Raw genomic sequence first — 17,826 nt, 5'->3', positions numbered from 1 at the left:
TCATTTGACGCGCTTGGTGCCGTGGGCGGTGATGTCGGCGTATTCGGGGTGCTTTTCCAGCCAGCCGGCCAGGAACGGGCAGATCGGCACCACGGTGCGGCCCTTGGCCCGGGAGTCGTCCATCACGGTGCGGGCCAGCTTGCTGCCCACCCCCTGGCCCTCGTACGCCGGGGACACCTCGGTGTGGGTGAACACGATGACCTTGCCGGTGAGCTGGTACGTCATGAACCCGGCCACCGTCTGCTCCGCGCTGTCACGGGCCTCGAACCGTTCGCGCTCCGGCGCGTCCGCCACGTCGATCGACATCCGGTCATCGTAGCCCCGGTCGGGATCCCGACCGAGGTTGCGGCTGGTAGCGGTGGTGTGGCAGGTGGCGGCCGCGGACGTGAGAGGATCGGCGGCGGTCTGCCCGTTCCCGAACCCGGAGGCACACGTGTTGGTCGCGCACTGCGTGTACAGCGGTGACGGCAGCTGGGAGTTCTGGGCCGAGGACGCGAACCTGCAAGCCACCCTTCCCACGCAGCGGGGGCGTCGCCGGACCCGCGGGCCGGGGTTGCATCCGTTCGCGGTGGCCTCCGAGGACCTGGGCAAGGCGCTGGGCGCGGCAGGCGACGTCGCCGAGTACACCGGCTGGTCGGTGCTCGCCCTGCCCGCACAGCACAACCGGCCGACGCCGTCCGCGGAGCTCGGCACGGGCGCGGAACCCGACCGGCTGGCTCCGTTCCTCGTGCCCACGCTGCGGGTGGACGCAGCGGCGGCGCTACGGCTGCTGCCCGGCCTCGCCCCGGTCGGCGGGGCGACCGTGCGCTTCGCGACCGCGCTGGCCCGCACCGCCGCTCACCTGGTCGGCAGCGGGCTGGTCACGCCGGCACTGAGCTGGGAGGAAGAGGACGAGTACTGGTTCGCCGACTGGCGGGCGGCGTCGTCGCTGCAGGTCGCGGCCGTACGCATCCCGCTGCTGGCGGCGATGCCGCCCGCGTTCCGGTGCTGGCTGTACGACGACGAGGTCGCCCTCGCGCCCGCTGACGCGGTGTTCGACGCGGCGCTCGACTCGATGGTGGACGCGCTGGCCAACGAGGTGGTGGCGGGGCAGGGCCCGACCCTGCTCGGCGAGCGCCGGGGCCGGGTCACCCGCCAGACGCTGGCCGCCGAGCAGGTGCTCAGGGCGCTCACCTCCACCGTGAACGTGATCGACCCCGAGCAGCTCAACCCGTACGAGGCCAACCGACTGTCGGAGGCCCTGGACGCGTGGCGGGCCGGTGGCCGGGCCCGGACCGGCGGGCTGGTGCGCACCTGCCTGCGCCTGGTCGCCCCTGGCGACACCGCCGAGCCCGACGACCTGGCAGAGCAGGCTGACCCGACCGCCGAGCCGAGGCCCGCGATCCGGCCGGGCGTCGCGGCTGAGCAGGCCGACGAGGGCGGCATCTGGCGGCTGGAGCTGCTGCTGCAGTCGCACGAGGACCCGTCGCTGGTCGCCGGGGCGGACGAGGTGTGGCGGCTGGACGGCAACGCGTTGCTGTTCGCCGAGGCCGGGGTCGACCCCCAGGCCGCGCTGCTGGCCGGGCTCGGCCGGGCCGCGCAGCACTACCCGCCGCTGGCGCGGGTGCTGCGGCAGGCCGCGCCGGTCGGCATGGCGCTGGACGGCGAGGACGCGCTGATCTTCCTGCGCCGGCACGCCGCCGCGCTGACCGCCGCCGGCGTCGGCGTGCTGCTGCCCGCCTGGTGGAGCGGCCCACGGCCACGGCTCGGGCTGCGCCTGAGCGCGCAGACGCCGCCACAGCCCGGCATCGTCGCCAAGGAGTCCCAGCTCGGCATGGGCCAGCTGGTCGAGTACGCCTGGCAGGTGGCCCTCGGCGACGAGGTGCTCACCGAGCAGGAGCTGGCGGCGCTCGCCGAGGCGAAGTCGCCGCTGGTCCGGATCCGGGGCCAGTGGGTCGAGGTGGACCAGGCGCGGCTGGCCGCCGGGCTCAAGCAGCTCGGCAGGTCAGGGCGGCGCCAGATGACCGCTCGTGAGGTGCTGCGTGCGGGCCTGCTCGGCGAGGGCGCCGACACCGGGCTGCCGATGGTCGGCGTGGCCGCCACGGGCTGGCTCGGCGAGCTGCTGGCCGGCGGCCCGGCCGGGAGCTTCCAGGCGCTGCCGACGCCGGAGGGGTTCGGCGCGCGGTTACGCCCCTACCAGGAGCGCGGGCTGGGCTGGCTGTCGTTCATGGACGCGCTCGGCTCGGGCGCGGTGCTGGCCGACGACATGGGCCTGGGCAAGACCATCCAGGTCCTGGCGCTGCTGGAGAACGAACGCCGGCAGGCTGCGGGGCTGGGCCCGACGCTGCTGGTCTGCCCGATGTCGCTGGTCGCGAACTGGCAGCGGGAGGCGGCGAAGTTCGCGCCGAAGCTGGCCGTGCACGTGCACCACGGCGCGGAGCGGCTGACCGGCGAGCAGTTCCGGGAGGCGGTCGCGGGCGTGGACCTGGTGCTGACCACGTACAGCCTGGCGCTGCGGGACCAGCAGGAGCTGGCCGAGGTCGGGTGGCGGCGCATCGTGGTGGACGAGGCGCAGGCGATCAAGAACGCGGCGGCCAAGCAGTCGCGGGCGATCCGGGCGCTGCCCGCCCCGCGGCGGATCGCACTGACCGGCACCCCGGTCGAGAACCGGCTCGCCGATCTGCACTCGATCATGGAGTTCGCCAGCCCCGGGCTGCTGGGCAGCGCGGAGTCGTTCAAACGGCGCTTCGCGGTGCCGATCGAACGCGACGGCGACGAGCAGGCGGCCGCGCGGCTGCGCAAGGTGACCGGGGCGTTCATGCTGCGCCGGGTCAAGACCGACCCGAGCATCATCTCCGACCTGCCCGACAAGATCGAGATGACGGTGGCCTGCAACCTGACCCGCGAGCAGGCCTCGCTCTACCAGGCGGTGCTCGACGACATGATGATCCAGGTCGAGCAGGCCGACGGCATCGACCGCCGGGGGCTGATCCTGGCCACCCTGACGAAGCTGAAGCAGGTCTGCAACCACCCCGCCCAGCTGCTGAAGGACGGCTCCCGGATCGCCGGGCGGTCGGGCAAGGTGGCGCGGGTCGAGGAGATCTGCGAGGAGGTGCTCGCCGCGGGCGAGAAGGCGCTGCTGTTCACGCAGTTCGCCGAGTTCGGCGGGATGCTGTCCGAGCACCTGTCGGCCGTCTTCGGGCAGCCGGTGCCGTTCCTGCACGGCGGCGTGGACCGGAAGACCCGCGACGGCATGGTCGCCGCGTTCCAGGGCGAGGGCGGGCCGGGGCTGTTCGTGCTGTCGCTCAAGGCCGGCGGGGTCGGGCTGAACCTGACCGCGGCCAACCACGTCATCCACGTCGACCGCTGGTGGAACCCCGCCGTGGAGAACCAGGCCACCGACCGGGCGTTCCGCATCGGGCAGCGGCGCAACGTGCAGGTGCGCAAGCTGATGTGCGCCGGGACCCTGGAGGAGCGCATCGACGCGGTGCTGGAGCAGAAGAAGGCCCTCGCCGAGGCGACCGTCGGCAGCGGCGAGGCGTGGCTGACCGAGCTGTCCACCGACGCGCTGCGCGACCTCGTCTCGCTGAACCGCGACGCGGTCGTCGAGTAGGGGCGAGGCATGGCACGTCACGACGAGGACACCTGGGGGCGGGGCTTCCCCACCGCGCAGCCCCGGCTGCCCGCAGACGGCATCCGGGCGCGCAGCCGGCGCGGCGACATCGCCACGACCTGGTGGTCGCGGCGCTTCCTGAAGGCCATCGAGTCGCCGGAGACCGCGAGCCGGCTCAGCCGCGGCAAGTCGTACGCGCGTTCCGGCCAGGTGCTCGCGATGACCATCGCGCCTGGCGAGGTGGCGGCGCAGGTGCAGGGCTCGCGGCGGGAGCCGTACACGGTCACCGTGGCCACGGCGCCGTTCACCCCGGCCGACTGGCGGCGGGCCGTCGGCGCGCTGGCCGAGCGGGCCGGGTACACCGCCGAGCTGCTGGACGGGCGGATGCCGGAGGACGTCGAGCAGGTGCTGGAGCCGCTGGGCCTGGCGCTGTTCCCGGCCATGCGGCAGCTCGACCTGGAGTGCTCGTGCCCGGACTGGGGCAACCCGTGCAAGCACGCGGCGGCGGTGTGCTACCTGCTGGCCGAGCTGTTCGACGAGGACCCGTTCGTCATCCTGCACTGGCGCGGCATGCCCCGCGCCGAGCTGCTCGACGCGCTGCGAGCGCACCGCGCCGGGCAGGCGGGCGGCATGGGCGACGACGGCGGCGAAGCCGACGAGCTGCGCGGGTTCTGGACCGCCGGGCCGCTGCCCGAGCCGCCGCCGGCCGACCCGACCGCGATGACCCGGTTGCTGCAGCGCCTCGGCCCGGTCGGGGTCACCATCGGGGCCGGCGTGGACTTCGCGCAGGCCCTGCTGCCCGCGTACGAGGCGATGGTGCGGCACCGATGGTCGTCCCCGCTGCTGACCGGCGACCTCCCCGACACGGTCCCGCCGGTCGCACTGCCGACCGCCGCGCCGCCGGAGGGACTCGCCCCGCCCGCCGTTCCCGAGCGACCGGCGACGCCTCCCGTCGCGGTCAGGGAGCGCCCGGCTCAGCCCAGCCAGGCCGAGGTACGGGCCTGGGCGCGCGGCAACGGCATCGCGGTCAACGAGCGCGGACGCATTCGCGCCGAGGTGGTGCAGGCCTACCTCGACGCGAACCGGCACGCCTGACCGGGCTCGGGGCATCTGCGCCGGCAGGCTCAACGCGCTCCCGCGCGGCAACGGGTGCGGCGCTGTGAGGTCAGTGGCCCAGCGGGCTCGCGCGGTGGATCGGGCCGGCCGCGTCGGACAGGATCGCGCCGGTGCCGCCCCAGCGCAGGGCCACGATCTCGGCGGCGATGCTGACCGCGGTCTCCTCCGGGGTGCGCGCCCCCAGGTCCAGGCCGATGGGCGAGCGCAGGCGGCCGAGTTCGGCGTCGGTCAGGCCGTCCTCGCGCAGCCGGGCCAGCCGGTCGGAGTGAGTGCGGCGGGAGCCCATCGCGCCGACGTACGCCACGGGCAACCGCAACGCCAGTTCCAGCAGCGGCACGTCGAACTTCGGGTCGTGGGTGAGCACGCACAGCACCGTGCGCCCGTCGACCCGCCCGGCGGCGACCTCGCCGTCCAGGTAGCGGTGCGGCCACTCGACGACGACCTCGTCGGCGGACGGAAAGCGCTTCGGGGTGGCGAACACGGCGCGGGCGTCGCAGACCGTGACGTGGTAGCCCAGGAACGAGCCGATGCGGGCCACGGCGGCGGCGAAGTCGATCGCCCCGAACACGATCATGCGGGCGGGCGGGGCGTACGCGTTGACGAACACGGCCAGCTCGTCGCCGCGGCGTTCGCCGTCGGGGCCGTAGTGCAGCATCCCGGTGCGCCCGGCGGCCAGCAGCCCGCGGGCGTCGTCGGCGACCGCGGCGTCCAGGCGCGCGGAGCCGAAGGTGCCCGCGGTCCCGTGCTCCTCGACGATCAGCCGCCGCCCGAAGCGCGGCGAGTCGGCTGGTGCGACGCACGTCGCCACGGCCACCGGGCGGCCCGCCCGGACCGCCGACACGACCTCCCCGAGCTGCGGGAACGTCTCGCGCGACACCTGCTCGACGAACACCTCGATGATGCCGCCGCAGGTCAGCCCGATGGCGTACGCGTCGTCGTCGCTGACGCCGTAGCGCTGCAGCAGCGGCCGCGCCCGGGGGTCGGCGGCGACCTCGGTGGCCAGCTCGTACACGGCCCCTTCCACGCACCCGCCGGATACGCTGCCGACGGCTTCCCCACCGGGCGCGACGAGCATCGACGCGCCGGGCCGCCGCGGCGCGGACTGCCAGGTGCGCACCACGGTCGCCACGCCGGAGACGCCGCCTGCGTCCCAGGCCCGCAGCAGGTCGTCGAGCACGTCACGCATGGGGGACGTCCAGGTCCGCACCGTCGGAGACGTCGTCGCAGGGCACCGTCTCGACGTCGTGCTTGGCCAGGTAGGGCCGGGCCCCGACGTCGCCCACGGCGAGCGCCGCCGCCCCGGCCCAGTGGTCGCGGCCCAGCAGCACCGGATGCCCGCCGTCCCCGCCGTACGTGGCGACGCGCAGCGTGGCCGGGCCCGCGCCCGCCCCGACCCGGCGCACCGCCTCGGCGGTGATCCCCGGTGTGTCCACCAGCAGCACCACTACAGCGTCCACCTGCGGCGGCAGCGCCGCCAACCCGGCCCGCAGGGACGAGCCCATGCCGGTCCGCCACTCCTTGTTGATCACCACGTGCGCGCCGGGCAGCGCCGGGGCGCGTCCGGCTCCCGCCCCGAGCACCACCACGATCGGATCGCAGTCACCGTCGCGCAGCGTCCGCAGCGCGTGTCGCACCATCAACTCCCCGTCGCCCGGCACCACGGCCAGCGCCTTGGGCATCCCGTACCGCCGCCCGGCCCCCGCCGCGAGCAGCAAACCCCCGATCGTCATGACTCAGCCTCCCCCAGCCTCCTGATCCGTCCACGGTGCGGCGAGCGTGTCCCGGGCGGAGTCCGTCAGGCTGCCGTACAGGCGCAGCCGGGCCAAACCGCCGTCGGGGTAGATGTCCAGGCGTACCCCGTGGACCGGCCAGTCGTGGGTGAGCCGGAACCGGTGCCGGGTGTCGGGCTGCAGGCGGGTACGCGGCAGCAGCGGTTCGCCGCCGCCGCCGGTCAGCGCCGCCCAGCCGGGGGCGTTGCCCTTGAAGTGCGAGGTGTCCAGCTCGGCCAGCTGGAGCACGCCGGGCGCGGCCAGCCGCACCTCGACCCAGTCGTTGCCGCCGTCGCGCCGCCGCCGGGTCTCCCAGCCGTCGCCCATGACGGCCGCCAGGCCGGGCAGCAGCAGGTTGCCGGGCGAGCCGTAGAAGCGGTCGCTGCAGTCGACGACGCGGCCGCCCAGCTCGGCTGCGGCCAGGTCGACGGTGTCGGGCAGCAGGCGCGGGTCGGGGGCGGGCTCGCCGTGCACCCGCAGCCGGGCCACGCCGCCGTCGGGGTGGATGGTCAACCGGACGTGGGTGACCAGCCGCCGGGCGTCGACCGGGAAGCGGTTGCGGGTGTCGCCGTGCAGCGGCGAGCGCTCGACCAGCGGGAACCAGTCCGCGTCGGCCAGTTCGGCGGGCGAGGGGTAGCCGGTGACCCGGCAGCCCTCGACGGTCGCCTCGGGCGGGTAGTTGCCGGTGAAGAACGCGGTGTCGACGACGACGCCGTGCACGTGGCCGGGCGCGCCGAGCCGGACCACGGCGTGGTCGTGGCCGGGCTCGCGGCGGCGGCGGGTCTCCCAGCCGTCGTACACCTGGCCCTTCGCGCCGAAGGTGCGCGGGGTGAAGGTCGGCGCCCACGGGTTGACCAGGTTGTCCCGCTCGGCGAAGAACTCGTCGTTGGCGGCGACGACGCTGCCGCCGACGGCCCGCGAAGCGAGATCGAGCAGCTCCTCGAAGCTCATGCCCGCTCCTCGCCGCGCTCGTCGCGCGCATGGGTGCCGTGCACGCTGATTCGCTCGCTCATGCCCCGCCTCCGGGGCGCAGCAGGCGGCCGATCGGCTCGACGCCGGCGAGGCGGCCGCGCAGCCAGGTGTCGCGGACGACGCCGCGCAGCGGCATACCGTCGTACGGCGAGACGTGGTGCCGGTGCAGCAGCCGGGTCGCGTCGACGGTGAACTCGGCGTCGGGGTCGAAGGCGACCAGGTCGGCGTCGGCGCCCTCGGCGATGCGGCCCTTGCGGGGCAGGTCGACCAGGTCGGCGGTGTTGCCGGCCATCCAGCGCACCACGTCGGCGAGGCTGTGCCCGCGCTTGGCGGCGGCGGTCCAGATCAGCGGCAGCCCGAGCTGCACCGACGCGATGCCGCCCCAGGCCGTGCCGAAGTCGCCGGCCTTCAGTTCGGGCGGGCACGGCGAGTGGTCGGACACCACGCAGTCGATCACGCCGTCGGCCAGCGCCTGCCACAGCGCGTCCTGATGCGACTTGTCGCGGATCGGCGGGCAGCACTTGTACTGCGTCGCGCCGTCGGGCACCTGGGACGCGTCGAGGGTGAGGTAGTGCGGGCAGGTCTCGGCGGTGACCCGGACGCCCTCGCGGCGGGCCGCGGCGATCAGCGGCAGCGCGTCGGCGGCGGCCAGGTGCAGGATGTGCACCCGCGCGCCGGTACGCCGGGCCGCCTCGATCGCGGCGGCCACCGCCCGGCGCTCGGCCCGCGGCGGGCGGGACGCGACGAAGTCGGCGAAGTGCTCGCCGTGCGCCTCGGTCACCAGCGACGGGTCCTCGGCGTGCAGCACGAACAGCGCGTCGACCGCGCCGAGCGCCTCCTCCAGCCCGGCCGGGTCCAGCGGCGGGAACTCGGGCACCCCCGAGTCGATGAGGAACGCCTTGAACCCGAACACGCCCTGGCTGTGCAGTGCGGGCAGCTGCTCGGCGTTGCCGGGCACCGCGCCGCCCCAGAAGCCGACGTCCACGAAGCACTGCTCGACCGCGGCGGCCCGTTTGACGTGCAGCGCCTGCACGTCGACCGTGGGCGGGACCGAGTTCAGCGGCATGTCGACGATGGTGGTGACACCGCCCGCGGCGGCGGCCCGGGTGGCGCTGTCGAAGCCCTCCCACTGGGTGCGCCCCGGCTCGTTGACGTGCACGTGCGTGTCGACCAGGCCGGGCAGCAGCGCACACTCCCCCAGGTCGATGACGTCGTCGCCGGACAGCGCCTGGAAACCGGCGACCGCCGCGATGACTCCGTCACGGATGCCGACGTCGGCGGGCCGCTCCCCGTCCGGGGTGAGCGTGCGGTGCGAGCGCAGAATGAGATCGTAGTTCACAAGGCTTCCAGCATAGATCGATCGACACCGAATTCGCCGACATCCAGCGCGCCACACGCCGCGGCGCGTCGCAGGAAGCCGGACAGGGCCCGCGCGGTCGCGGGTTCGTCCAGGTAGCCGGTGCCGCGGGCACCGCTGTCGCGCTGCGCGGCGCTGTCGCGGCCGTCGAGCCAGGCCCGCAGCCGGGTCGCGGCCGCGGGCGCGCCCTCCCGGAAGAAGGTGTACGCGGCCGCGTAGCGCGTCGGCAGCTGCGCCGGATGCAGGTCCCAGCCCTGGTAGAAGCCGCGTTCCAGGCCGCGGCGGACCAGCCGCAGGTGCAGTGCCCAGGCGGCGCGCACGGCCGCGGTGTCGCCCACCGGCAGCACGTTCGTCGAGCCGTCGACCACGCGTACCCCGGTGCCCGCCGCCGCGACCTGCATCACCTGCTTGGCGTGGTCGGCGGCGGGATGCTCCAGCGACTGGTACGCCGCCGCGATGCCGAGCGCCGCCGAGTAGTCGTACGTGCCGTAGTGCAGGCCCACGCAGCGCCCCTGCGACGCGTGGATCATCGCGGGCAGCGGGCAGGTCCCGTCCGGGCCCAGGATCGCCTGCGGCATCTCCACCTGCAGCTCGAAGCGCAGTTGACCGGCGGCCGGTTCGAGGTGGCGGCACAGCCACACCAGGGCCTCGACCTGGTCCACCGAACTGACCTTCGGCAGCGTGATCACGAAGTTCGGCGGAATCGCGCCGAGCGCGTCGAGCAGCCGTTCCAGCGTGCGCAGCGCCCGGGGCCGGGTGTCGGGCTCCAGGCTCTTGATCCGTACGCCGGTGAACGGGGCCGGGCGCGCTGCCAGGAACGCCGCGACGCTGCGGGCGTGCGCGTCCTCGGTGGGGTCCTCGCGGCGGCCGTAGCCGTCCTCGAAGTCCACCCGCAGGTCCTCGATCGGCTCGGTGGACAGCTTGCGCCCGATCCGCTCGTGCAGCTGCTCCGGGTAGGGCAGCCCGTGCTCGGACAGCGCGGCCAGGGCCTGCTCGCCCCAGCGCTGAGCGAGGCCGGTGCGCACCCGGTCGGCGGGCACGTACACGGTGTGCAGCGGCTGGCGGTCGGACGGCTCGTCCGGCCGCCGGTCGCGCAGTTGGCCGTCGGTCGCGGCCAGCCTGCGGTCCAGCTCCCGTTCGGGCACCTGGACGACCGCGTCACGCGGCACGCCGGCGATCTCTCCCGGTCCGGCGGGCTGCATCAGTCGATCAGCTCCCCGGCCGGCAGGGTCAGGAACTCGGTGAAGTCGTCGGACAGCGCGACCTGCTCGAAGATCTTGCGGGCGGGCGCGTAGTCGGCCCCGAGCGTGTCCATCTCCGCCTGGATCAGCTGTTCCAGCAGGTCACGCGTGATGCGGGTGCCGTCGGCGAGGTCCGCGCCGTTGTGCATCCACTGCCACAGTTGCGAGCGGGAGATCTCGGCGGTGGCGGCGTCCTCCATCAGGTTGTTGATCGCGGCCGCGCCGTTGCCGTCCAGCCACGACCGGATGTAGCGGATCCCGACGTCGATGTTGGCGCGTACGCCCGCCAGCGTGATCTCACCGGGCGTGGTGCGCACGTCCAGCAGGTCGTGGGCGGTGACCCGCACGTCCGGGCGCTGCCGGGTGAGCTGGTTCGGGGCGCCGTCCAGCGCGTGGGCGAACACCTCCAGGCAGACCGGCACCAGGTCGGGGTGCGCCACCCAGGAGCCGTCGAAGCCGTCGGCGGCCTCGCGCTGCTTGTCCTCGCGCACCTTGGCCAGCGCCGTCGCGGTGACGCCCGGGTCGCGCCGGTTCGGGATGAACGCCGCCATGCCCCCCATCGCGTACGCGCCGCGGCGGTGACACGTCTTGACCAGCAGCTGCGCGTACGCCCGCAGGAACGGCGCGGCCATCGTCACCTGTGCCCGGTCGGGCAGCGTGTACGCCGGGAACGCGCGGAACTTCTTGATCAGGCTGAACAGGTAGTCCCAGCGTCCCGCGTTCAGGCCGCTGGCGTGGTCGCGCAACTCGTAGAGGATCTCGTCCATCTCGAACGCCGCCGTGATCGTCTCGATGAGCACGGTGGCCCGGACGCTGCCGTACGGGATGCCCAGCAGCTCCTGCGCGGCCGTGAACACGTCCTGCCACAGCCGCGCTTCGCGGTGGCTCTCCATCTTGGGCAGGTAGAAGTACGGGCCGCTGCCGCGGGCCAGCAGTTCGGCCGCGTTGTGGAAGAAGTGCAGCCCGAAGTCGACCAGCGCGGCGACGCCGGGCTCCCCGTCGACCTCGAAGTGGCGCTCGTCGAGGTGCCAGCCGCGGGGGCGGACCACGATCGTCGGCAGCGGGCCGGGGTGCAGCGCGTACAGCTTGTCGCCCTGCTGGAGGCTGATGGTGCGGCGTACCGCCTCGTAGAGGCTGCGCTGGCCGCCGATGACGTTGGCCCAGTGCGGGGTGTTGGCGTCCTCCAGGTCGGCCAGCCACACCTTCGCGCCCGAGTTCAGCGCGTTGATGGTCATCTTGCGGTCGGTCGGGCCGGTGATCTCGACCCGGCGGTCGACCAGGTCGGCCGGGGCCGGTGCGACGGTCCACTCGTGCTCGCGGATGTGCGCCGTCTCCGGCAGGAAGTCCAGCGTGCCGGTGCGGTCGATCTCGGCCTGCCGGGCCCGGCGCGCCGCGAGCAGCTCGTCGCGCCGGGGACGGAAGCGGCGCTGCAGCTCGGTGACGAACGCGACCGCCTCGGGCGTCAGGATCTCGGTCACTCATACCCCCACGATGTGTTCGGGCCGGACCGGCACCCGGGTCAGCGCGGCCCCGGTGGCCGCCCGGATCGCCGCGACGACGGCCGGTGTGGAGGAGATCGTCGGCGGCTCGCCGACGCCGCGCAACCCGTAGGGCGAGTGCGGGTCGGCCAGTTCGAGCACGTCCACTGTCATCGGCGGCATGTCCATGATCGTAGGGAGCAGATAGTCGGTGAAGGACGGATTACGCACCTTCCCGTCGACGACTTGAATCTCCTCCATCAGCGCCAGGCCGAGTCCCTGTGCCGTGCCGCCCTGGATCTGGCCGGTGACGGCGGCCGGGTTGACGGCCTTGCCGACGTCCTGCGCGGTGACGATCTCGACGACTTTGACCAGGCCCAGCTCGGTGTCGACGTCGACGGTGGCCCGGTGCGCGGCGAAGGCGTACTGCACGTGCGCGTCGCCCTGCCCGGTCTGCGGGTCGAGCGGATACGTCGGCCGGTGCCGCCACTGCACGGTCTCCTCGATCGCCCCCTCGGCGAGCAGCTCGGCGACGTCCGCGACGACCGTGCCGTCCTCGTCGACGACCCGGCCGTCGGCCAGCCGGAGGCCGTCCTGGGCGGTCGCGCCCGCCGCGCCGCTTCCCGTCACCGCAGCTCCCGCCGCCTCCGGCGATGGCAAGGTGCCCTTCCTATACGTAGGGCGATGTGAAGGTGCCCTTCCTTCCAGACGGGACAGTAGGTGAGCGCGGATGGCCTGGCAGGCGGCGCGGACGGCGCCGCCGGTCATGTAGGTCTGGCGGGAGGCCGAGGAGGAGCCGGCGCTGCCGACGGCGGTGTCGGCGGGGGCGATGGTGACCTGGTCGACGCCGAGTTCGGTGCGGACGATCTGGGCCTGGACGGTGACCAGGCCCTGGCCGACCTCGGCGGCGGCGGTGTGCACGAGGACGGCGGGGCGGCCGGCGATCAGTTCGAGGCGGACGCGGGCCGTGGCGTAGTCGTCGAAGCCTTCGGAGAAGCAGACGTTCTTGATGCCGATGCCGTAGCCGACGCCGCGGACCACGCCCTCGCCGCGGGTGGTGTTGGCGGTGCCGCCGGGCGGGAAGTCGGCCTGCCCGGCCGGTGGCTTGGCCTGGACCAGGCGGAGCAGCTCGGCGACCGGGGCGGGGCCCTCGACGACCTGGCCGGTGGGCATGCGGTCGCCGGTGTGCAGGGCGTTGCGGACCCGGACCTCGACCGGGTCCAGGCCGAGCGCTTCCGCGAGCTTGTCCATCTGGGACTCGTACGCGAAGCACGCCTGGACCGCGCCGAAGCCGCGCATCGCCCCGCAGGGCGGGTTGTTGGTGTAGAGCCCGTAGGCGTCCATGACGACGTTCGGCACGTCGTACGGGCCGATGCCCAGCGTCGCCGCGTTCGCCACGACCGCGCCGGAGCTGGACGCGTACGCGCCGCCGTCGAGCAGGATGCGGGCCTTCACGTAGACGAGGCGGCCGTGCTCGTCCGCGCCGTGCTCGTAGCGCAGCCGGGCCGGGTGCCGGTGCACGTGGCCGAAGAAGGACTCCTCCCGGCCGTACACCATCTTGACCGGGCGGCCCGTGTGCAGGGCCAGCAGGCAGGCGTGCACCTGCATGGACAGGTCCTCGCGCGCACCGAACGCGCCGCCGACCCCGGCCAGGGTGAGCCGGACCTTGTCGGCGGGCAGGCCCAGGCACGCGGCCACCTGCTGCTGGTCGACGTGCAGCCACTGGGTGGCGATGTACAGGTCGACGCCGCCGTCCTCGGCGGGCACGGCCAGCCCCGACTCGGGGCCGAGGAACGCCTGGTCCTGCATGCCGACCTCGTACTCCCCGGTCACCACGACCGCGGCGGTCGCGTGCGGGTCGCCGCGCCGGATCGGCACGTGGCGCAGCAGGTTCGGCCGGTCGGCGTGCACCCGGGGCGCGCGGGCGTCGTCGAGCGCCGCCTCGGGGTCGGTGACCGGGTCGAGGACCTCGTAGGTGATCCCGATCGCCTGGACGGCGCGCCGGGCGGTCTCCGGGTGGTCGGCGGCCACGACGACGATCGGCTCGCCCTGGTAACGGATCTCGTCGGCGGCCAGCACCGGCTGGTCGACGTGCTCCAGCCCGTACAGCCGCCGGCCGGGCACGTCCTCATGCGTGAGCACCGCGTACACCCCGGGAATGCGAAGCGCCGGAGCGAGGTCCAACCCCGTGATCCGCGCCCGGGGATGCGGGCTGCGCAGCGTCGCGCCCCACAGCATGTCGTCGGCCCACAGGTCGGACGAGAACGCGAACTCCCCCGTCACCTTCAGCCGCCCGTCCGGCCGCGACGGCGAAGCCCCCACCCCACCGGTCACCGTCGCCGCCAACCCCGCATGCACCGTCGTGGTCATCGGCCGGCCTTTCGCAGGAGGGTGCGGCTGACGCGGGTGAGGTCGCGGGCCAGGGAGTCCTCGTCGGGGTGGACGAGGCGGCCGTGGCGCACGACCGGGTTGCCGCCGACGAGCAGGGCCTCGATACGGGCGGGCGGGCCGAAGACGAGGGCGGCGACCGGGTCCTCGATCCCGGCGTGGCCGAGGTCGTCGATACGCCACAGGGCGACGTCGGCGAGCTTGCCGGGCTCCAGGGTGCCCAGCTCGCCGTCGCGGCCCAGGCACCGGGCCCCGCCGGTGGTGGCCAGGGCCAGCGCCTCGCGGGCGGTCAGTGCGGCCGGGCCGCCGCGAAGGCGTGCTGCCAGCATCGCCTGGCGCAGCTCGGGGCCCAGTTCACCGGCCTCCTGCGAGGCCGCGCCGTCGACGCCCAGGCCGACCGGAGCGCCGACGTCGAGCAGGTCGCGCACCCGGGCGATGCCCGCGCCGAGGCGGGCGTTGGAGCTGGGGCAGTGCGCCACCCCGGTGCCGGTCGCGCCGAGCCGGGCCACCGCGGCGTCGTCGAGGTGCACCCCGTGCGCCAGCCACACGTCGTCGCCGAGCCAGCCGAGCTTCTCCGCGTACTCGACGGGAGTGCAGCCGAAGCGGTCACGGCAGAAGGCGTCCTCCTCGACCGTCTCGGCCAGGTGCGTGTGCAACCGCACGCCGTGCGCGCGGGCCAGCGACGCGCCCTCGCGCATCAGGTCGGAGGTGACCGAGAACGGTGAGCAGGGCGCGACGGCGACACGCACCATCGCCGACGGGGACGGGTCGTGGTGCTGCTCGATCGCGGCGGCGGTCGCGGCCAGGGCCGCGTCCGTGGACTCGACGATGTGGTCCGGCGGCAGCCCGCCCTGCGAGACGCCGAGGTCCATCGAGCCGCGGCAGGCGTGCAGCCGCACGCCGACCGACGCCGCCGCCTCGACCTGCGTCCCGATCAGGTCACCGGAGCCGCGCGGGAACACGTAGTGGTGGTCGGCGGCGGTGGTGCACCCCGACAGCGCCAGCGCGCTCAGGCCCGCGGTCGTGGTGACGTACACGAGTTCGTCGTCGAGCCCGGCCCACACCGGGTACAGCTCGACGAGCCAGTCGAACAGGTTGCTCTGCTGGGCGAGCCCTCGGGTGGCCCACTGGTAGAGGTGGTGGTGCGTGTTGACCAGGCCGGGCGTGGCCAGGCAGCCCCGGCCGTCGATGACCTGGTCGGCGGGGCCGTCGTAGTCGCCCGCACCGACCTCGGTGATCCGGTCGCCGTCGATGACCAGGTGTCCGCGCAGGTACTCCGCGCCCGCCGCGTCGACGGTCGCGATCGCACAGCCGCTGACGACGGTCCTCATCGCTCGCCCGCCGAACCCGCGGCCAGGCGTACCGCGTCCATGATCTTCTCGTAGCCGGTGCACCGGCACAGGTTTCCGGCCAGCGCCTCGCGGATCTCGGGGTCGCTCGGGTGCGGGACGCGGGCCAGCAGGTCGTGCACCGAGACGATCAGCCCCGGGGTGCAGAAGCCGCACTGCACGGCCCCCGCCCGCAGGAACGCCCGCTGCACCGGGTCCAGCTCGCCCTCGGGGGCCAGCCCTTCCACGGTGCGCACCTCGCGCCCGGCGGCCTGGCCCGCGGCGACCAGGCAGGCGCAGACCGCGGTCCCGTCCAGGTACACCGTGCACGAGCCGCACTCGCCCTGCTCGCAGGCGTTCTTGCTGCCGGGCAGGCCGAGCCGCTCACGCAGCACGTAGAGCAGGCTCTCGCCCTCCCAGACGTCGTCGGCGGTCCGGGTCGTGCCGTTGACCGTGCAGGTCACCCGCATAGGTCCCTCCAGGCCCAGGTCAGGGTGCGCTGGGCCAGGACGGCCAGCGCGTGGCGGCGGTACGCGGCGGTGCCGCGCACGTCGTCGATCGGCGATGCGGCCGCGGCGACCAGCTCGCCGAAACGCCGCGCCACGCCGGGTTCCAGCGCGGCGAGGGTGTCCCAGGGCAGCTGCCCGGCGGCGAACAGCTCCGCCTCGGCCGCCCGGCGCGGGGTGGGCGCGGCCGAACCGATGCCGGTGCCGACCGCGCGGCGGCCCGGGTGCAGGGCCAGCGAGAACGAGCTGACCGCGATCACCATCGCGTTGCGGGTGCCGATCTTCGAGAACTGCTCCGGGCCGTCGGCGGGCCGCACCCACACCGCGGCGATCAGCTCGTCCGGGGCGAGCACGCTGCGTTTGGGGCCGGTGAAGAACTCGTCGATCGGCACCAGCCGGGTGCCGCGCACCGAGGCCAGCTCGACCTGCGCACCGGCCGCGAGCAGCGGCGGGTGGCCGTCGCCGGCGGGCGAGGCCGAGCCCAGGTTGCCGCCGAGGGTGCCCCGGTTGCGGATCTGCGGCGAGCCGACCGTGCGCGCGGCCATCGCCAGCCCCGGCAGCCGGTCGCCCAGCTCCTCGATGAGGCGGGTGTACGAGACACCCGCGCCGATCCGCAGCAGCTCGCCATCCATCGCCCAGGTCGTCAGATCGCCGATGCGGGTCAGGTCGAGCAGCACACCGGGCCGCCGCCGGTGGAAGTTCATCTCCACCATCACGTCGGTGCCCCCGGCGATCGGCACCGCGTCCGGCCGCTCCGCCCTGATCGCCAGGGCATCGGCCCAGGTCAACGGGGTCATGAAGTCCATCAGGCTGCTCCCAGGTCCCACGCTAGCCCCGGCTCGGCAGCACCGTCACGCCGCACCGAGCCCTCGATCAGGCCGTACGGCCGGTCGGCCGCGAAGTACACCGCGTCGGGGTTGTCCAGCCCGAACGGCGACAGGTCGACCAGGAAGTGGTGCCGGTTCGGCAGCACCAGCCGCACCTCGGCGACCTCGGGCACCGTGTTCAGCACCCGCTCCCCCATCGCGTACAGGGTCTGCTGCAACGAGCGGCTGTAGGTGTCGGTGAACGCGCCGACCAGGCCGTCGCGGACCGCCGCGAAGGCCGCGTTCCAGTCCACGTCGAGCGTGGCGAACCGCCAGCGGGCGTCCACGGCCGTGGCCAGGATGCGGTCGTCGGCCTCGGGCAGCGTCGTGTACCGGTCCCGGGGGAAGCCCTTGAACTGCGAGCCGGTCGTGTTCAGCAGCGTCAGCCCGTGCAGCCCGCCGACGGCCCAGGCCCGCTCCGCGGTCGCGGTCAGCGTCGCCGTGCGCACCTCGTCCCCGGCGCGGGCGAACGAGTGGCCGCCGAGCCGCCGCCAGCCGTACGACTCGATGTGCACCTGGGCCCGCTCGATCGCGTCCTGGGTCGCGACGAAGTGGCGGGCCAGCCGCAGCCCGAACTCCTCGATGCTCGCGAAGCCGTCGCGGGCGAACGCGTACACCGTGTTCTTCTGCGTGTCGGTGGGCAGCACGTCGGCGTTGTCGCCGGTCAGATGCGTCGCGTCGAGGCGGCCCGCGAGCCGGGTGCTGACGTTCAGGTCGGTCAGCTCGTGCCGCTCGCCGTCACGGACCACGGTGACCAGGCGGCACTCGGCCTTGCCGTACCGGTTGGGTCCGAGGTGGATCGTCATCAGGACCCCCGGTAGGTGGTGTAGCCGAACTTGCTGAGCAGCAGCGGCACGTGCAGGTGGCGGGTGGTGTCGGTGACGTCGAAGACGACCGTCACCTCGGGGAAGAAACTGCCGAGCCCCTGGTACGCCGCGACGTCGAAGCGCAGCCCGTAGCGCCCCACCAGCCACTGCTCGGCGGGCACCCAGTCGGCGAGCCGCCCGTCGGCGTTCGTGATCCCGGTCGCCACGACGACCCAGCCGTACTGCCCCATTCGCTGCAGCGTGACCTGCACGTCCGCCGCGGGCTCCCCCCGACAGGTGTCCAGCACATGGGTCGACAGGGTCATCCGGCACTCCACTCCCTCATGCCTTCGCCTCGCTTCGCTCGTCGGCGGCATGACTGGAGGCGCATGATTCGCTCGCTGCGC

The 17,826-nt window shown here is 74.2% G+C and carries 15 protein-coding genes; 2 read left to right on the top strand and 13 right to left on the bottom strand.

Annotated elements, in window-relative coordinates; translation table 11 throughout:
* Entirely contained in the window at positions 1-306 is a 306-nt protein-coding gene (locus tag AB0B66_RS18465; protein ID WP_360530706.1) for a GNAT family N-acetyltransferase, read from the bottom strand.
* Positions 307-433: 127 nt separating this feature from the next.
* Between AB0B66_RS18465 and AB0B66_RS18460 the strand changes: the two genes are divergently transcribed.
* Positions 434-3,592: a DEAD/DEAH box helicase gene (locus AB0B66_RS18460; protein WP_360530703.1), complete on the top strand. Its 3,159-nt coding sequence runs from the start codon at positions 434-436 to the stop codon at positions 3,590-3,592.
* Between the two features lie 9 nt (positions 3,593-3,601).
* The gene (locus AB0B66_RS18455) at positions 3,602-4,687 is read left to right on the top strand and encodes a histone-like nucleoid-structuring protein Lsr2 (protein WP_360530700.1); all 1,086 of its coding nucleotides are present in this window, start codon (positions 3,602-3,604) and stop codon (positions 4,685-4,687) included.
* 70 nt (positions 4,688-4,757) lie between these two features.
* On the opposite strand, the gene AB0B66_RS18450 is transcribed toward AB0B66_RS18455, so the two are convergent.
* From AB0B66_RS18450 to uraH, 12 genes are read right to left on the bottom strand one after another with little or no spacing between them, the layout of a single operon-like run.
* Entirely contained in the window at positions 4,758-5,894 is a 1,137-nt protein-coding gene (locus AB0B66_RS18450; RefSeq protein ID WP_360530697.1) for an XdhC/CoxI family protein, read from the bottom strand.
* Positions 5,887-6,438, bottom strand: a complete 552-nt coding sequence (locus tag AB0B66_RS18445; protein ID WP_360530694.1) for an NTP transferase domain-containing protein — start codon at positions 6,436-6,438, stop codon at positions 5,887-5,889. The genes AB0B66_RS18450 and AB0B66_RS18445 overlap by 8 nt, the downstream gene beginning before the upstream one ends.
* Positions 6,439-6,441: 3 nt before the next feature.
* Complete coding sequence (alc, locus tag AB0B66_RS18440; RefSeq protein ID WP_360530691.1) at positions 6,442-7,428, bottom strand: allantoicase; 987 nt, start codon at positions 7,426-7,428, stop codon at positions 6,442-6,444.
* Positions 7,429-7,486: 58 nt separating this feature from the next.
* Positions 7,487-8,788, bottom strand: a complete 1,302-nt coding sequence (gene allB / locus AB0B66_RS18435; protein WP_360530688.1) for an allantoinase AllB — start codon at positions 8,786-8,788, stop codon at positions 7,487-7,489.
* Positions 8,785-10,008, bottom strand: coding sequence for a hypothetical protein (locus AB0B66_RS18430; protein WP_360530685.1), 1,224 nt, complete (start codon positions 10,006-10,008; stop codon positions 8,785-8,787). The genes allB and AB0B66_RS18430 overlap by 4 nt, the downstream gene beginning before the upstream one ends.
* Positions 10,008-11,525, bottom strand: a complete 1,518-nt coding sequence (gene aceB, locus AB0B66_RS18425; protein ID WP_360530682.1) for a malate synthase A — start codon at positions 11,523-11,525, stop codon at positions 10,008-10,010. Before aceB ends, AB0B66_RS18430 begins: the two co-directional genes overlap by 1 nt.
* Positions 11,526-13,895, bottom strand: coding sequence for a xanthine dehydrogenase subunit D (pucD, locus tag AB0B66_RS18420; protein ID WP_360530679.1), 2,370 nt, complete (start codon positions 13,893-13,895; stop codon positions 11,526-11,528).
* A complete protein-coding gene (locus tag AB0B66_RS18415) occupies positions 13,892-15,244 on the bottom strand; it encodes an 8-oxoguanine deaminase (RefSeq protein ID WP_360530675.1) in 1,353 nt (450 codons plus the stop codon). The genes pucD and AB0B66_RS18415 overlap by 4 nt, the downstream gene beginning before the upstream one ends.
* Complete coding sequence (locus AB0B66_RS18410; protein WP_360530672.1) at positions 15,241-15,711, bottom strand: (2Fe-2S)-binding protein; 471 nt, start codon at positions 15,709-15,711, stop codon at positions 15,241-15,243. The genes AB0B66_RS18415 and AB0B66_RS18410 overlap by 4 nt, the downstream gene beginning before the upstream one ends.
* The gene (locus AB0B66_RS18405; protein ID WP_360530669.1) at positions 15,702-16,553 is read right to left on the bottom strand and encodes an FAD binding domain-containing protein; all 852 of its coding nucleotides are present in this window, start codon (positions 16,551-16,553) and stop codon (positions 15,702-15,704) included. The genes AB0B66_RS18410 and AB0B66_RS18405 overlap by 10 nt, the downstream gene beginning before the upstream one ends.
* The gene (gene pucL, locus AB0B66_RS18400) at positions 16,553-17,419 is read right to left on the bottom strand and encodes a factor-independent urate hydroxylase (RefSeq protein WP_360530666.1); all 867 of its coding nucleotides are present in this window, start codon (positions 17,417-17,419) and stop codon (positions 16,553-16,555) included. Before pucL ends, AB0B66_RS18405 begins: the two co-directional genes overlap by 1 nt.
* The gene (gene uraH, locus AB0B66_RS18395) at positions 17,419-17,745 is read right to left on the bottom strand and encodes a hydroxyisourate hydrolase (RefSeq protein WP_360530663.1); all 327 of its coding nucleotides are present in this window, start codon (positions 17,743-17,745) and stop codon (positions 17,419-17,421) included. The genes pucL and uraH overlap by 1 nt, the downstream gene beginning before the upstream one ends.
* Positions 17,746-17,826: the final 81 nt, after the last annotated feature.

Source organism: Catellatospora sp. NPDC049111, from assembly GCF_040648615.1.
In the GTDB taxonomy this organism is placed as follows: domain Bacteria; phylum Actinomycetota; class Actinomycetes; order Mycobacteriales; family Micromonosporaceae; genus Catellatospora; species Catellatospora aurea.
Note: the sequence above shows the minus strand (reverse complement) of the source record. Positions and strands in the feature narration are given on the sequence as shown.

What these genes read in the sequence shown, in the direction of transcription:
- AB0B66_RS18465 (WP_360530706.1), bottom strand. Translation starts at nt 306, where the DNA reads ATGTCGATCGACGTGGCGGACGCGCCGGAGCGCGAACGGTTCGAGGCC.
- AB0B66_RS18455 (WP_360530700.1), top strand. Translation starts at nt 3,602, where the DNA reads ATGGCACGTCACGACGAGGACACCTGGGGGCGGGGCTTCCCCACCGCG.
- AB0B66_RS18450 (WP_360530697.1), bottom strand. Translation starts at nt 5,894, where the DNA reads ATGCGTGACGTGCTCGACGACCTGCTGCGGGCCTGGGACGCAGGCGGC.
- AB0B66_RS18445 (WP_360530694.1), bottom strand. Translation starts at nt 6,438, where the DNA reads ATGACGATCGGGGGTTTGCTGCTCGCGGCGGGGGCCGGGCGGCGGTAC.
- alc (WP_360530691.1), bottom strand. Translation starts at nt 7,428, where the DNA reads ATGAGCTTCGAGGAGCTGCTCGATCTCGCTTCGCGGGCCGTCGGCGGC.
- AB0B66_RS18430 (WP_360530685.1), bottom strand. Translation starts at nt 10,008, where the DNA reads ATGCAGCCCGCCGGACCGGGAGAGATCGCCGGCGTGCCGCGTGACGCG.
- pucD (WP_360530679.1), bottom strand. Translation starts at nt 13,895, where the DNA reads ATGACCACGACGGTGCATGCGGGGTTGGCGGCGACGGTGACCGGTGGG.
- AB0B66_RS18415 (WP_360530675.1), bottom strand. Translation starts at nt 15,244, where the DNA reads ATGAGGACCGTCGTCAGCGGCTGTGCGATCGCGACCGTCGACGCGGCG.
- AB0B66_RS18410 (WP_360530672.1), bottom strand. Translation starts at nt 15,711, where the DNA reads ATGCGGGTGACCTGCACGGTCAACGGCACGACCCGGACCGCCGACGAC.
- AB0B66_RS18405 (WP_360530669.1), bottom strand. Translation starts at nt 16,553, where the DNA reads ATGGACTTCATGACCCCGTTGACCTGGGCCGATGCCCTGGCGATCAGG.
- pucL (WP_360530666.1), bottom strand. Translation starts at nt 17,419, where the DNA reads ATGACGATCCACCTCGGACCCAACCGGTACGGCAAGGCCGAGTGCCGC.
- uraH (WP_360530663.1), bottom strand. Translation starts at nt 17,745, where the DNA reads ATGACCCTGTCGACCCATGTGCTGGACACCTGTCGGGGGGAGCCCGCG.